Genomic DNA, 14826 nt, shown 5'->3' on the forward strand with positions numbered 1-14826 from the left:
GCTCACCTCCTGGGGAGCAGCAAGGAACGGTGCCATTCGTAGAAAGCAGGAAGAACGGAACGAAGAACGCGGAAGGCTGATATTCCACCGCGCACCGTGCCGATCCGGACGAGTTCATGTTCTGGAGCGTCCACCACCACCCGGACGGCCGCAACAGGGCGCTCGCCCGCGCGGACGGCGCTCAGGAGCGTGGCCGCGGACTCCATGTCGACCGCGATCGCGCCGGTCGCGAGCAGATCCGACCGTTCCTCACCACGCACGACGTGATCGGAGCCGGTGAGCGGCCCGGTGTGGACGGTACGTCCGGGCAGCGTCCGTACGAGTTCCTTGACGAGCAGGTCCGTCCCGACACACGCGACGGTGCCGCGGGGGTCCCGGGTCTCCTCGGCGACGACCAGGTCGCCGGGGTGCATGCCGGGGGCCAGCCCCGCACAGAAGCCCGTGGCCACCACGGCGGCCTCGCCGAGCGCCGGGTCGGCCAGCACCCGGGTCACGGAGCGCTCGGCCGCGGCCGGGCCCATGCCCGTGCGCAGGACGGTGACCGGCCCGCCGGCGCCGCCGCGGTCGCCGCTGCGCAGCGCCAGGCGCTCGATGCCGAGCGCGCAGGCGACCAGGAGCGGGGCCAAGGCCGGAGCGGACTGGGTGGCCATCAGCCCCCCTTGACCCCGGAGAACGGCTCTCCGTGGACGTAGCGGCCGAGTGCGGTGAGCGGGAACACCTGCCGGTAGAGGTGGTAGTTGATGGAGAAGTCCCAGGGGAAGCCGGTGCCGGTGAAGTACGGCTCGTCCCAGGAACCGTCCTCGCGCTGCGTGCTCGCCAGCCACTCGACGCCACGCTCGACGGACTTGGCGTCCTTCTCCCCCGCCGCCAGCAGGGCCATCAGGGCCCACGCCGTCTGCGAGGCGGTGGAGGCGCCCCGCCCGCTCCACTCCTTCGCGTACTTGTAGGAGCGCAGGTCCTCGCCCCAGCCGCCGTCGTCGTTCTGCACGGACTCCAGCCAGGTGACCGCGCGCCGCATCGCCGGGTGCGAGGCGGGGATTCCGGCGGCGGCCAGGGCGGGTACGACGGACCCGGTGCCGTAGACGTAGTTGACGCCCCAGCGCCCGAACCAGGAGCCGTCCGGTTCCTGTTCGGCGAGCAGCCACTCGATGCCGCGGCGGGTGCGCGGGTCGTGCGAGAGCCCTTCGACGGCCAGCATCTCCACGACGTGCGCGGTGACGTCGGCCGAGGGCGGGTCGATGACCTCGCCGAAGTCGCAGAACGGCAGCCGGTTGGGGAACGGGCTGGTGTTGTCGACGTCGAAGGCGCCCCACGCGCCGTTCTTCGACTGCATCCCGAGATTCCAGCGCACCCCGCGCCCGATGGCGTTCTCCACCCGCTGCGGGTCGTGGTGTCTGACGCGGCGCAGCGCGAGGACGACCTCGGCGGTGTCGTCGATGTCGGGGTAGTTGTCGTTGTGGAACTCGAACGCCCAGCCACCGGGCTGCAGTCGGGGTCGCTTGACGGCCCAGTCGCCGGGCCGCACGATCTCCTCGCCGAGCATCCAGTCCGCCGCCTTGACTAGCTGCGGATGGTCGGCGGGCACCCCGGCGTCGGCGAGCGCGATGGTCGCCAGGCAGGTGTCCCAGACCGGTGACTGGCAGGCCTCGATCATCCGGGTGCCGTCCTCGCGCCAGATGGCGAAACGGTCCAGCGACTCGAGCCCCGCGCGCATCACGGGGTGTTCGAGGTCGTAGCCGAGCAGGTGCAGGGCGATGACCGAGTACACGGCCGGCGGCTGGATGCCTCCCCAGCAGCCGTCGTTCTCCTGCCGCTCGATGATCCAGCGGGCGGCGCTGTTCATCGCGGCCCTGCGCAGTCGGCGCGGCGCGACCTTGCGCAGGGCGTGCAGAGCCCTGTCGAGGCGCTGGAAGGCACCGTCCCAACTCGCGACCGGAGCAAGGGGCTTGGCCGGGTTGGGGTTCGCCGGGTCGGCGTGCAGCTCGTCGAGCGGGAAGGGCGCGGGGCGGACCGGCCGCTTCGCGGAGACGATCGTCAGCGGGACGATGGTCTGCCGGGCCCAGCACCCGAAGTCGTAGATGTTGAGCGGCAGCCAGGTGGGGAAGTAGATCAGTTCCGGCGGGAGTTCGGGCAGGTCCTCCCACTTCCACCAGCCGAACAGGGCCAGCCAGATCCGGGTGAAGACCCGGGCGGAGGCGATACCGCCCCGGGCACGGATCCAGGCGGACGCCTTCGCCATGTGCGGCGCGTCCGGCGCGTCCCCGGCCATGCGCAGGGCGACGTACGCCTCGATGGTGGTGGAGAGTTCGCCGGGGCCGCCGTAGAAGGAGGCCCAGGTGCCGTCCTCGCGCTGCTCGCCGCGGATGAAGAGGGCGGCTGCGTGGGTGGTGGACTCGTCGCGGATGCCGAGGAACTGACGCAGCAGCAGATCCTCGGCGTCCATCGTGACGTTGGTCTCGAGGTCGCCCTTCCACCAGCCCTCGGCGTCCTGCCGTGACAGCAGGAAGTCGGTGGCGCGTTGCACGGCGCGTACGGCGGCGTCGTGCACCCCGGCCGCCACGGGGGTGTTGATGTCGGTTTCGCTGGCCGCGGCAGCGCGGGGCGGCAGGGCCCCGGTGCTTCCGTCGGTCGTCGCTGTCATGGCTTCCCCTTCGTGCAGTGTGCATACGGTGCGTCTGCTGTGGGTCCGCCGTCGGCCGGTGCTCGTGATCCCGCGACACCGGCCGGCGACTACGCGAGGGCTATTCGACCGATAGTGATCATCTCTTTCGTACGACGACGAAGTCGGCGAGTGCCGTGAACTGCGCCCGCACCCCGTCGGGCATGTCGACGGCATCGAGGGCTTCGATGGCGATGGTGTGCTGACGTCGGGCTTCCTCGGCGGTCCACTCGCGGCCGCCCGCCTTCTCGATGAGGGCGGCGCGGGCCGCGAACTCCTCCTCCGAGAAGTTCTCGAAGTCGCTGCTCCTGGCGTCGGCGGCGAGCAGCTCGCCGAGCCGCTCGGAGGCGGCACCGCCCGCCGCGAGCGCCGCGACGACCGGCAGGGACTTCTTGCGCTGGCGCAGGTCGCTCCAGGTCTGCTTGCCGGTGGAGACCGGGTCGCCCCAGATGCCGAGCAGGTCGTCGACGGCCTGGAAGGCGAGGCCCAGGTGGTAGCCGTACTTCTCCAGGGTGTCGGCGGTGCGGTCGTCCGCGCCGCCGAGCACCGCGCCGATGGAGCTGGCGCAGGCGAGCAGGGCGCCGGTCTTGTTGCCCTCCATCTCCAGGCACTCCTCGACGCTGACGCGGTCGCGGTGCTCGTAGGAGATGTCCTGCGCCTGACCGTCGATCAGGGCACGGGTGGCGGTGGTCAGACGGCGGGTCGCCCGTCCGGCCTCCACCGTGCCGAGCTCCAGGAGGACCTCGTTGGCCAGGGCGAACAGGGCGTCGCCGACCAGGATCGCCTGGGCGGGGCCGTGCACCTTCCAGACGGTGTCGCGGTGCCGGCGCTGTTCGTCGCCGTCCATCAGGTCGTCGTGCAGCAGCGAGAAGTTGTGGACCAGCTCCACCGCGACGGCACCGGGAATGCCGACGTCGGGCGAGGCACCGGTGACCTCCGCGGAGAGGACCGCGAGGGCGGGCCGTACGGCCTTGCCGCCGTCCCCGTCCGCGGGGTTGCCCTCGGCGTCGATCCAGCCGAAGTGGTAGGCGGCGACCGTGTCCATGGGAGGTGCCAGGCGGTCGACGGCCGCCCGCAGTACCGGCGTGGCAAGGGTCCGGCCGCGCTCCAGGAGCGCGGTCACGTCCACCGCGGTCCTCCGAGCGGCCGTCGGGGCCGGGGGCACAGTGGGCACAGTCTCTCCTCTTGTTGCGGTACCGAAGGTGCGGGGGCCGGCCGTGCCGTGCTGATCGAGCATCAGGCCGCCTCCTCGAACTCGAAGAGCCGACGGGGGCGGGGCCGGCCCAGGGCGTCGAGCGCGGCGTCCGCCGCGCTCACACCACTGCGGACCGCACTCTCCATGGTCGCGGGCCACCCGGTGGCGGTCCACGCTCCGGCCAGGTACAGGCCGGGGGCTTTGGTGCGGGCGCCGGGCCGCAGCCGTCCGACGCCGGGAGTGGGAGCGAACGTCGCCGTGCGTTCCCTGGTCACGAAGAAGTCCCGCACCTCGGCCCCGCGCGCGCGGGGCAGCAGCCGCTCCAGCTCGGGCAGGTAGCGCTCGCGCAGCGCGGCGACGGGTTCGTCGATCTCGTCGTGCGCGGCCGACTGGGACAGGGCGAGGTACTGGCCCCGGTGGAGTCCGGATGCCTCGGTCCGGTCGAACACCCACTGCACCGGGCTGCCCAGGGCCGCGAAGAACGGCCTGCCGAGCACCTTCCGGTCGTAGACGACATGGACGTTGAGGATCGGCGCGGTGCCGATCTCCAGCAGCCGCTCCGGCGCGTCGAGCGCCCCCAACGGCAGCAGGTCGTGGGACTCGCGCTGCGGTACGGCGAGGACGACCGCGTCCGCCCGGAGCGTCTCGCCGGGAACCTGAACGCTCCAGGTCCCGTTTTCGTCAGTGGAGATGGAGGTGACGCGTGTACGGGTCTCGGTACGCACGCCCGCGGAGTCGAGCGCCTTGCGGGCCAGCCGGTCATGCAGTTCACCCAGCGGGACGTGCGCCCATCCGATGTCGGCCGCGCCCGGGTCGGACAGCAGACCGGTCTTGAACACCATCGCGGCGAGCCCCAGCGAGGCGTCGCCCGCGACCGCGTTGAGGGTGGCGACCCCGACCAGGTCCCACAGGGCCTCGACGGCACGCGCCGACTGACCGTGCGCGGTCAGCCAGCTGCCGAAGTCCTGCGTGTCCAGGTTCGGATCGGCGAGGTCGAGCCCCTTGAGCGCGAGCGCGGCCCGCCCCACCCTGGCCCGTTCGGCGAGTGAGAGATGCGGGTACGTGGCGAGGCTGCGCCCCAGATGCAGGGGCACCGGCAGCGCGTCGCGCCGCAGCCTGCCCAGCCGCCGGCCCTCGGGCCGCGCCAGGTCGAGTACGGGCACGTCGAGACGATCCTGCAGCGGAGCCAGCGCCGCGCCCTCGACGCGGTCGAGGAACCACCGGTAGGCGGTGCAGCAGCGCAGGTACACGTGCTGCCCGTTGTCGACGGTCAGTCCGTCGCGCTGGAAGGAGAAGGCGAGCCCGCCCAGCCGTGGCCGGCCTTCGAGCAACGTCACCCGGACTCCGGCGTCGGCGAGAGCGAGCGCGGCGGTGATGCCGGCGAGCCCTCCGCCGATCACCACGGCGTCCCGGCCCGGCCGTCCCGACCCGTCCGCGAGCGACCCGCCGGACTGCGTACCGTCCGTCATCGTGCACCCTCCCCCGAGCGCCCGCCGGGCGAGGTGATCCGTGCGCGGCAGGCCGTCGCAGTCAGGGACGCCGTGCCCGACCGGAGGGTTGCGTGCCACTTTTCTCCGACGGCATCACCTTGGACCGAATTGTCCATCAGGCGCGCCTCCTGACGGTCCGCCGGGTCACGTGCCGGGCGTCCAGGCCGGACAGGCCCCGTACGGCGACGTACGCCTTCTCCCGGCCGGGCAGCGAGACCCGGCCGCGCAGCACGGCCTCGGGGTCGCGCTCGATGCGGTCGAGGAGGCGGCGATAGATGCCGGCCATGGCGGCGACACAGGCGCCGCTACGCCGGTCGAGCATGGGCAGCAGCCGGTAGCCCTCGGCGAAAAGGGCGCGGGCCCGACGCACTTCGAAGTGCACGAGGCCCGCGAAGTCGGCGCCCTCCGGTGGTTTCGGCCCCTTGAAGCCGGCCGAGCAGCCGAACTTGGCGAGGTCGTCGGCGGGCAGATAGGTGCGCCCGCCCTCGGCGTCCTCACGGACGTCCCTGAGAATGTTGGTGAGCTGGAGCGCGAGCCCGAGCGTGTCGGCGTACTCCGGCGCGCGCTCGGCGCCGCGCGCCCCCGGTTCCGTACCGAACACGCCGAGCGAGAGCCGCCCGATGGCGCCCGCCACACAGCGGCAGTACACCTTCAGGTCGTCCCAGGTCTCGTAGGTCTCGCCGCGTACGTCCATCAGGACGCCGTCGATGAGTTCGTCCAGGCCGCCGAGCGGGATCGGGAAGGTCCCGGCGGCGTGAGCGAGGGCGACGGCGACCGGGTCGGTGTCGTCCTCGGAGACCGAGCCGTGCCGCACCCGGGCCAGCATCGCCCGGGTGTCCTCGAGTCTCGCGCTCTTGACGTCGCCGGCCAGCACGCCGTCGCCGATGTCGTCGACGCGCCGGGAGAAGGCGTAGAGCGCCGACATCGCGCGGCGCTTGGGCGTCGGCAGCAGTCTGATGCCGTACGCGAAGTTACGTGCCTGCTGTCCGGTGACGGCCTCGCAGTAGCTGTAGGCGGCGAGTACCGGTGCGGGCACGTCCTGTTCCGACTCCACGGTCCGGATCACCCCTTTCCTCGCAGAGTCACGCCCACCTGACGCAGCAACTGGATCTTGCCGGGCTTGGGCGGGCCGGGAAGTACGTCGTATTCGGCGGCGGCGATCGCGCTGATCGCCGCCCTTCCTCCTGCCACGAACCCTGCGAGCAGCAGCCTCAGCCTGCCGTGGACGCTACCCACCAGGGGGGCGCCTTCATTCAGGAGATCGCGGGCGCGTTGCGCTTCGTATGCAACCAGGGCACGCACCGACGCGCTCCCGGTTTTCGTGGCGAGGTCCGCTTCCTGGACGTGAAAACGCTTCATGTCCGCGGCGGGCAGGTAGATGCGGTCGCGGCCGAGGTCCTCGGCGACGTCCTGGAGGTGTTCGACGATCTGGAGGGCCGTGCAGATCGCGTCGGAGAGCCGGACCCGCTCGGGGGTCGAGGTGCCGGTGACGGCGAGGACGAGACGGCCGACGGGGTTGGCGGACAGCTCGCAGTAGGCGAGCAGGTCGTCGTAGGTCTCGTAGCGCGTGACCAGCTGGTCCTGCCGGTTGGCGGCGATCAGTCCGAGGAAGGGCCCGGGGCTCAGTGCGCGGCGGCGGACGGCCGGCTGGAGGCGGCGCAGCAGCGGATGGCGCGGGGTCGAGTCGAAGACCCTGCGGAGGTCCGCCTCGAAGGCGTCCAGCAGGAGCAGCCGGTCCTCGGCGTCCTCGGGCGACACGCCGAGCAGGCGGGCGTCGGCCCCGCCGGGTGCCAGGTCGCCGTCGCCGATGTCGTCGACGAGGCGGGCGAAGCCGTAGACGGCCATGAGGTCCTCGCGCCAGGCCCTGGGCAGGAAGAAGGGAGCCACCGGGAAGTTCTCCGCCGCCGCCTTGTCGAGCGTGCCGCGCTCCGTCTCGCCGGGGCGCGGCATGCCGCTGCCCGTCACCGCTGACTGCCCGCGGCGGGGACGGCACACGCTGCGTGGAGCTGGGGAGTTTCCGTAGCCATTGCCGTCACATCTCCCGTTCTACACCGCCGACCCAATGCACACTATTTCGGACACGCCGCCCGGCCTTCCGCGCAGCCGCCCCACTGGAGGGTGTCGCGCTTTATCGCCCTACTTGCCGCGATTGGGGACCGGTCCAGCTTACGTTGTACAACGCTCCAGGGATCTCCGGGGTGTCCTGCGCATCACAACAACACACCGATTGGGGTCAAGATTCCTGAGCGGGGCCGAAGTTGACGCTTCCTTTGCAGACGCGGAGCCCCGCCGGAGCAGTTCCGGCGGGGCCCTGGGAAGCCAGGTGGGCTCTTTCGCCCACGTCCTGGTGGACTACTTGCCCGTGAACTTCTCGTACTCCTTGAGGACCTCGTCCGTCGGGCCGTCCATGCGCAGCTCGCCCCGTTCCAGCCACAGGACACGGTTGCAGGTGTCACGGATCGACTTGTTGTTGTGACTGACGAGAAACACGGTGCCGGCCTCCTTGCGCAGTTCCCGGATGCGCTCCTCGGAGCGCTTCTGGAACTTGCGGTCGCCGGTGGCCAGGGCCTCGTCGATCATCAGGACGTCGTGGTCCTTGGCGGCGGCGATGGAGAACCGCAGCCGGGCCGCCATGCCGGAGGAGTACGTGCGCATCGGGAGAGTGATGAAGTCGCCCTTCTCGTTGATGCCGGAGAAGTCGACGATCTCCTGGTAGCGCTCCTTGATCTGCTCGCGCGTCATCCCCATGGCGAGCCCGCCCAGTATGACGTTCCGCTCGCCCGTGAGGTCGTTCATGAGGGCCGCGTTGACGCCGAGCAGGGAGGGCTGACCGTCGGTGTAGACCTTGCCCTTCTCGGCGGGCAGCAGGCCCGCGATGGCACGCAGGAGGGTCGACTTGCCGGAGCCGTTGGAGCCGATCAGGCCGATGGCCTCGCCGCGGTAGGCGACGAAGGAGACGCCCTTGACGGCGTGCACCTTGCGCACACCGCGCTCCTCGCCACGCTTGAGTATGCGGCTGAGCGCGGCGGTGGCGCTGCCCTTGCCGGTCTTGGCGCCGTTGACGCGGTAGACGATGTGCAGCTCGTCCGCGATGACGGTGGGGATGTGCGCGTCGTTCCTGTCCTCAGCCACGGCCGTACCTCTCCTCCGCCTTCCAGAAGTACACGAAACCGCCGAGGGCGAGGAGCAGGGCCCAGCCGCCCGCCGCGGCCCACACGTGATCGGGCAGGTTCTCGCTGCCGTAGGGGTCCATCAGCGCGAAGCGCATCAGGTCCATGTAGATGGCCGCCGGGTTCCACTGCAGGACCGTCGCGATCCAGGCCGGCTTGTCCGCCAGCATGATCGGGATGGAGAACATCACGCCGGACGCGTACATCCACGTACGCATCACGAACGGCATGAGCTGGGCCAGGTCCGGGGTCTTGGCTCCCGCCCGGGCCATGATCAGCGCGAGGCCGGTGTTGAAGAGGAACTGCAGGACGAGGACCGGCGCGATCAGCAGCCAGGACAGGTCGGGATAGTGGCCGAAGCCGATCACCACGGCGAACAGCACGATCATCGAGGCCAGCAGCTGCTGGAGCTGCTGGAACGCGAAGGACACCGGCAGCGAGGCCCGCGGGAAGTGCAGCGCGCGGACCAGGCCGAGGTTGCCGGAGATCGCGCGGACACCCGCCATGACCGAGCTCTGCGTGAAGGTGAACACGAACACGCCTGTGACCAGGAAGGGAATGTACACCTCCTTCGGCATGCCGCGGCTGGCGTTCAGGATGACGCCGAAGATGAAGAAGTACACGGCCGCGTTCAGCAGCGGGGTGGCCACCTGCCACAGCTGCCCGAGCTTGGCCTGGCTGTACTGGGCGGTCAGCTTCGCCCGCGAGAAGGCGATGATGAAGTGACGCCGGTCCCAGAGCTGGCGGACGTACTCGACGAGGGAGGGCCGGGCGCCGCTCACGGTCAGACCGTACTTCTCGGCGAGCCGTGCCGCCGTCAGGACCTCGTCGGGCGGTACGGGCGCGCTCACCGCGACCGTGCCGTCGTGCGTTGTCTCACTCACTAGTGGAAACTTTCGTCTTCGGGATGCGCAGCCTGTGCGGGCATGGCGTGAGCCCGGAACCTCGGTACGGCCCCGGTGCTCTCGGGAACGAGCTTGTCAGATGACAGGGGGCCGGCCCAGTCGAGTCAGCCGCCACACCGTACGCCACTTCATGGGCCGGCGCGGGCCGCAGGGCGTGGTCCAGCCTTCCCGGAATCCGCCGAGCCACGCCTTCAGGGCGGGGCGCGACGGGCGGCGCACCAGGGTGAGCAGCAGCCAGACCCCGAGGTAGACGGGTATCAGGGGCCTGGGCAGGTTGCGGCGGGCGAGCCAGACGCGGTTGCGGGCGACCATGCGGTGGTAGACCGCGTGCCGCGAGGGCGCGGTCGTGGGGTGGTACAGCACCATGTCGGACCGGTAGTCGATCATCCAGCCCGCGTCGAGGGCCCGCCATGCCAGGTCGGTTTCCTCGTGGGCGTAGAAGAATGCGTCAGGCAGCCCGCCGACGTCCGCGAAGACCTGCGTGCGGACGGCGTTGGCGCCGCCGAGGAAGGTGGTGACCCGGGAGGAGCGCATCGGGTCGGCCGCGCGCAGGCGCGGGACGTGGCGGCGCTGGGTGGTCCCGGTGCCGGGGTCGGCGATGCGGAAGCTGATGATGCCGAGTTCGGGGTCGGCCTCGAAGGCCTGACGGCACAGCTCGGCGGTGTCGTGGCCGGCGAGGAGGCCGTCGTCGTCGAGGAACAGCAGGATGTCGACGTCGCGGCCGCCGGGGCCGAAGGCCTCGATGCCGACGTTGCGACCGCCCGGTATGCCGAGGTTCTCCGGCAGTTCGATGGTGCGGACGCCTTCGGGGACGTCCGGGACGGGCGAGCCGTTGCCGACGACGACCGCCTCGACGCGGTCGCCGTCCTGCTTGGCGACCGAGTCGAGCAGGGCGCGCAGTTCGTCGGGGCGGTTGCCCATCGTGATGATGACCGCGCCGACCTTGAGGGCGGAAGCCGCGGCACTCACTTCAGCCTGCTCGACGCGAGGATGGACACGAGGTGCAGCAGGGTCTGCAGCAGTGCGATGCCGGCCAGCACCGCGACACCGAGGCGGGAGAAGAACAGGTCGTCCCGCACCGTGTCCAGGATGGCCAGCACCAGGATGAGCAGGGACGCCTCGATGCCGAGCACCAGGCGGTGGAACTTCAGTGCCGCGGCGGCCCGGCGGGCCAGCGCCATGCCGGACGAGCGCGGCTCGGACGCCGCCTCCTTGACGGGCGGCAGCCCGCCCTGGTGGCGGGCGACGCCGACGAGGTCGGTCTCGGCCTTGATCAGGATCGCGCCGAGGGCGGCGAGCGTGCCGAGGAAGGCCCACAGCCAGTCGATCCGCCCGGAGCCCCACAGGTCGGCGGCGCGCAGGCCGAAGCCGACGAGCACCGCCGCGTCGGTCAGATAGGCGCCGACCCGGTCCAGGTAGACCCCGCCGAGCGAGTACTGCTTCTTCCAGCGCGCGATCTCGCCGTCGACGCAGTCCAGCAGCAGGTACATCTGGACGCACACCACACCGAGCACGGCGCCCGGGATCCCCGGCACCAGGAGTGCCGGGGCCGCGAGGACACCGAAGACGGTCATCAGGTACGTGAGCTGGTTGGGCGTGACCCTGGTGTTGACCAGGTAGCGGTCGACCCGCAGGGACACCTCACGCATGTAGAGGCGCCCCATCCAGTGCTCGCCGCTGCGCCGGTCCTTCACCCCCGGGGGGTGGACGACCGGTCGGAGTTCAGCTACCGATGGCCTTGACATAGTCGGCGTAGATGTCCTTGATCTGTTCGGTCTTGAGGTCGAGGTGTTCGAGGATCGTGTAGCGGCTGGGCCGGGTCTCCGGGGCGAACTCCACGGCCCGGACGAACTCGGCCACCGTGAAGCCGATCTCCTCCGGCAGCACCGGCAGCCCGTGCCGGCGCAGCACCTCGGCCATGTAGGCGGACTCCTCGTGGGCTCCTCGCAGGTACATCGCGAAGGCCGCGCCCAGTCCGCACTGCTCGCCGTGGGCGGCCGCCCGCTTGGGGAACAGCAGGTCGAAGGCGTGGTTGATCTCGTGGCACGCCCCGGAGGAGGGGCGGGAGTCGCCGGACACCGACATCGCGATGCCGCTGAGGACCAGCGCCTCGGCGAGCACCTGGAGGAAGTCGTTGTCCCCGATGCCGCCGGGGTGCCGCAGCACGGCCTCACCGGCCTGCCGGGCCATGGCCGCGGCGAGGCCGTCGATCTTCTCGCCCTTGACGCGGTTGGCGAGTTCCCAGTCGGCGATCGCGGAGATGTTGGAGATGGCGTCGCCGATGCCGGCGCGCACGAAACGCACCGGGGCCTCGCGGATGACGTCGAGGTCGATGACGACCGCGATCGGGTTCGGGACGCCGTAGGAGCCGCGGCCCGCGTCGTTGTCGAGGGTGGCGACCGGCGAGCACAGGCCGTCGTGCGCGAGGTTCGTCGGTACGGCGACCAGCGGCAGGCCGACGCGTGCCGCGGCGAACTTGGCGCAGTCGATGATCTTGCCGCCGCCGAGGCCCACGACGGCGTCGAAGTGGCCGGCCTTTATGTCACCGGCCAGCCGGACCGCGTCGTCGAGGGTGCCGCCGCCGACCTCGTACCAGGTGGCACCGGGCAGCGAGGGGGCGATGCGCGCACGGAGCCTGGCGCCGGAGCCGCCGCTGACGGCGACGGCGAGCTTGCCGGAGTGCGAGATGCGTTCGTCGGCGAGCACGCAGCCCAGGTCGTCGAGGGCACCGGGGCGGATGTCGACGACGAGCGGGGAGGGGATGAGCCGGGTCAGTACTGGCACGCGATCTCCCGTCCACGGGCGAGATCGTCGTGGTTGTCGATCTCCACCCACTTGACGTCGCCGATCGGCGCCACGTCGATACGGAAGCCGCGGTTCACGAGTTCCTGGTAGCCGTGCTCGTAGAACTGCTGCGGGTCGGTCTCCCAGACCGTCTTCAGCGCGTCGGCCAGCTCGGGGGCGGCGTCGCCCTCGATGAGCGTGACGCCGATGTACTCGCCGGTGGCCTCGGAGGGGTCCATCAGCTTGGTGATCTTCGTCATGCCCTTGGCGGGGTCGACGACGACCTTCATCTCCTCGTCGGCCAGGGACTTCACCGTGTCGAGGGCGAGGATGATCTTCTTGCCGTCGCCGCGGGCGGCTAGCAGCGTCCTCTCGACGGAGACGGGGTGGACGGTGTCGCCGTTGGCGAGGATGACCCCGTCCTTGAGGGCGTCACGGCCGCACCACAGGGAGTAGGCGTTGTTCCACTCCTCGGCCTTGTCGTTGTCGATGAGGGTGAGCTTGAGGCCGTACTTCGCCTCGAGGGCCGCCTTGCGCTCGTACACGGCTTCCTTGCGGTAGCCGACGATGATCGCGACCTCGGTCAGACCGATCTCGGCGAAGTTGCCGAGAGTGAGGTCCAGAACCGTGGGTTCGCCCTCTATGCCCGCGGGCCCCACCGGCACCAGCGCCTTGGGAAGGCTGTCGGTGTAGGGGCGCAGACGCCGTCCGGCGCCGGCCGCCAGCACGAGGCCGATCATGCGGGTTCTCCTTCATCGTGTACGGCGGGTGCGCCACCCTGATGGGCGGTCACCCAGAAGCGGATGCTCTCGACGAGCACCACCAGGGCCACGGCCACGGCGAGAACCGTGAGCGCGACCGTGAACTGCGAGGCGGAGAGCACCGCGGCCAGGACGGTGACGAGCAGCGTCCGCCCTTCGTGCCCCCCGATGGCGCGCACCAGCCAGGCCGGAGGCGCTCCGGCGTTGCCGCGGATGCGGTACACCGTGTCGTAGTGATGGTAGGCGACCGCCGCCACCAGGCCGAAAGCCGCAGGAAGGGCCCCGTTCACGTCCGCTTGGGCCGCCAGGACGAGGACGGTGCCGTACTCGGCGGCGCGGAAGAGCGGGGGGACCAGCCAGTCCAGGGAGCCCTTGAGGGGGCGGTACAGGGCCTGACCGGCGGTGATCGTGTAGACGACGGCACCGGCGACAGGCGCCCAGGTCACCCCGGAGAAGAGGGCCACGGCGAGGACGGCCGTCCCCGCGAGCGCCACCAGCAGCGGGGCGCCGAGGCGGGCACGGGTGGCGCGCGCCACGAGTGCGGCGAGCGGCCCGTTGTCCGCGAGGTCCGCCAGCGCCTGCGCCGCCCGGTTCGTCCGCTTCGCCTTCCGTGTCAGCGACCGCAGCACGCGGCCCGCCGTCGTGTAGGTCGCCGCGAAGGCGCAGCCGATGAGCAGCGCGTAGAAGGTGATGCGAGGCGTGGTCGCGGCGGTGAGGACGGCGATCATCGCCCAGCGCTCGCCGATCGGCAGGACGATCATCCGCCGTATCCACACCGTCCAGCCGACGCTGTCGAGCTTGTCGGAGAGCGCGGCGGTGGGGCTGGTGTTGGCGGTGGCGTCGTGGTTGGCCTCGTTGAAGGAGAAGTCCACGACGTGCCGGCAGGTCTGCAGGACCATCGCGCCGAGGGCGAGCGCCCATACGTCGTCACCGCCGCGGGCGGCTCCGAGGGCCAGGCCCGCGTAGTAGGCGTACTCCTTGGCCCGGTCGAAGGTGGCGTCCAGCCAGGCGCCGAGCGTCGAGTACTGCAGGGAGTAGCGGGCGAGCTGTCCGTCCGTGCAGTCCAGCACGAAGGAGAAGATCAGCAGGATGCCGGCGGCGATGAAGCCGCCGCGCGTGCCGGTCGCCGCGCAGCCCGCCGCGATCAGCGCGGTGATCAGGGAGGCGGTGGTGACCTGGTTCGGGGTCAGGCCCCGGCGGGCGCACCAGCGGGCGAGGTAGCGGGAGTACGGGCTGATGAAGTAGGTGGTGAAGAAGCCGTCGCGGGCCTTGACGGCCGACTTCAGGCGTACGGCCTCGTCGTCGACGGCGGCGACGGCCTGCCGTGCCTCGTTGCCGGCCTGCGGGTCGGTGGGGACCGCGGCGACCAGGCTGCCGAGCTCGGGGCGGTGCACGTCGGTGCCGTCGGCGGCCAGGGCGGTGACGATGCGGTCGGCGAGGCTGTCGACGTCCCCCACGCTCGACTTCGCTCGCGCCGGGGCACCCCCACCGGCCGTACCGCCGCCCGCGGAGTTCTCGCGGGCCACCGCCCGGGTCAGGGCCTGCCGGCCGGCCGGCTGGGCGGTCACCGCGCCCGGCACCGCGGCGATCGGGAAGCGGGGGTCGGTGAGGCCGAGGCGCAGCGCGTGGACGTGGCCCACGAACCGGGCGTCGACCATGGCGACCCGCCGGTCGGCCGGCACCTGGGCGAGGAGTGCCTCGGCGTCGGTGGCGTCGGAGGCGATCCGGACGTCGAAGCCGAGGGACCGCAGATCGCCCTCGATCGACGATCCGGGGACCGGCTGACCGGTGAGGATGGCGGTCGACAACCGAACTCACTCCCTGAGTGCCGACGCGTGAACGCCGGGCATGTGCATGGTGGG

14 protein-coding genes are annotated in these 14826 nt (G+C 71.2%); all 14 read right to left on the reverse strand.

What is annotated here, in order from left to right; all coding sequences use genetic code 11:
- Positions 1-2 precede the first annotated feature (2 nt).
- A complete protein-coding gene (locus ACZ5XS_RS16590) occupies positions 3-650 on the reverse strand; it encodes a phosphorylase family protein (protein ID WP_468651832.1) in 648 nt (215 codons plus the stop codon).
- Entirely contained in the window at positions 650-2641 is a 1992-nt protein-coding gene (shc, locus tag ACZ5XS_RS16595) for a squalene--hopene cyclase (RefSeq protein ID WP_468651834.1), read from the reverse strand. The genes ACZ5XS_RS16590 and shc overlap by 1 nt, the downstream gene beginning before the upstream one ends.
- 118 nt (positions 2642-2759) lie before the next feature.
- Positions 2760-3824 (reverse strand): polyprenyl synthetase family protein, encoded by a 1065-nt coding sequence (locus ACZ5XS_RS16600; protein ID WP_468652066.1) that lies wholly within the window; start codon positions 3822-3824, stop codon positions 2760-2762.
- Between the two features lie 71 nt (positions 3825-3895).
- Positions 3896-5323, reverse strand: coding sequence for a hydroxysqualene dehydroxylase HpnE (gene hpnE / locus ACZ5XS_RS16605; protein ID WP_468651836.1), 1428 nt, complete (start codon positions 5321-5323; stop codon positions 3896-3898).
- Entirely contained in the window at positions 5320-5460 is a 141-nt protein-coding gene (locus tag ACZ5XS_RS16610; RefSeq protein ID WP_468651838.1) for a DUF6380 family protein, read from the reverse strand. The genes hpnE and ACZ5XS_RS16610 overlap by 4 nt, the downstream gene beginning before the upstream one ends.
- Positions 5460-6410 (reverse strand): presqualene diphosphate synthase HpnD, encoded by a 951-nt coding sequence (gene hpnD, locus ACZ5XS_RS16615; RefSeq protein ID WP_468651840.1) that lies wholly within the window; start codon positions 6408-6410, stop codon positions 5460-5462. Before hpnD ends, ACZ5XS_RS16610 begins: the two co-directional genes overlap by 1 nt.
- Positions 6407-7294 (reverse strand): squalene synthase HpnC, encoded by an 888-nt coding sequence (gene hpnC / locus ACZ5XS_RS16620; RefSeq protein ID WP_468651842.1) that lies wholly within the window; start codon positions 7292-7294, stop codon positions 6407-6409. Before hpnC ends, hpnD begins: the two co-directional genes overlap by 4 nt.
- 402 nt (positions 7295-7696) lie before the next feature.
- Positions 7697-8476 (reverse strand): ABC transporter ATP-binding protein, encoded by a 780-nt coding sequence (locus tag ACZ5XS_RS16625; RefSeq protein WP_468651844.1) that lies wholly within the window; start codon positions 8474-8476, stop codon positions 7697-7699.
- On the reverse strand, positions 8469-9398 hold the full coding sequence (locus ACZ5XS_RS16630; protein WP_468651846.1) for an ABC transporter permease: 930 nt from the start codon (positions 9396-9398) through the stop codon (positions 8469-8471). Before ACZ5XS_RS16630 ends, ACZ5XS_RS16625 begins: the two co-directional genes overlap by 8 nt.
- Before the next feature lie 96 nt (positions 9399-9494).
- Positions 9495-10340, reverse strand: coding sequence for a glycosyltransferase family 2 protein (locus ACZ5XS_RS16635; protein ID WP_468652068.1), 846 nt, complete (start codon positions 10338-10340; stop codon positions 9495-9497).
- 44 nt (positions 10341-10384) lie between these two features.
- Positions 10385-11164, reverse strand: coding sequence for a CDP-alcohol phosphatidyltransferase family protein (locus tag ACZ5XS_RS16640; protein ID WP_217236524.1), 780 nt, complete (start codon positions 11162-11164; stop codon positions 10385-10387).
- Complete coding sequence (locus ACZ5XS_RS16645) at positions 11142-12203, reverse strand: iron-containing alcohol dehydrogenase family protein (protein WP_468651848.1); 1062 nt, start codon at positions 12201-12203, stop codon at positions 11142-11144. Before ACZ5XS_RS16645 ends, ACZ5XS_RS16640 begins: the two co-directional genes overlap by 23 nt.
- Positions 12191-12943, reverse strand: coding sequence for a phosphocholine cytidylyltransferase family protein (locus ACZ5XS_RS16650; RefSeq protein ID WP_468651850.1), 753 nt, complete (start codon positions 12941-12943; stop codon positions 12191-12193). The genes ACZ5XS_RS16645 and ACZ5XS_RS16650 overlap by 13 nt, the downstream gene beginning before the upstream one ends.
- Positions 12940-14772: a DUF5941 domain-containing protein gene (locus tag ACZ5XS_RS16655; RefSeq protein WP_468651852.1), complete on the reverse strand. Its 1833-nt coding sequence runs from the start codon at positions 14770-14772 to the stop codon at positions 12940-12942. Before ACZ5XS_RS16655 ends, ACZ5XS_RS16650 begins: the two co-directional genes overlap by 4 nt.
- Between the last annotated feature and the right edge of the window lie 54 nt (positions 14773-14826).

This window comes from Streptomyces sp. NPDC033131 (genome assembly GCF_055578365.1).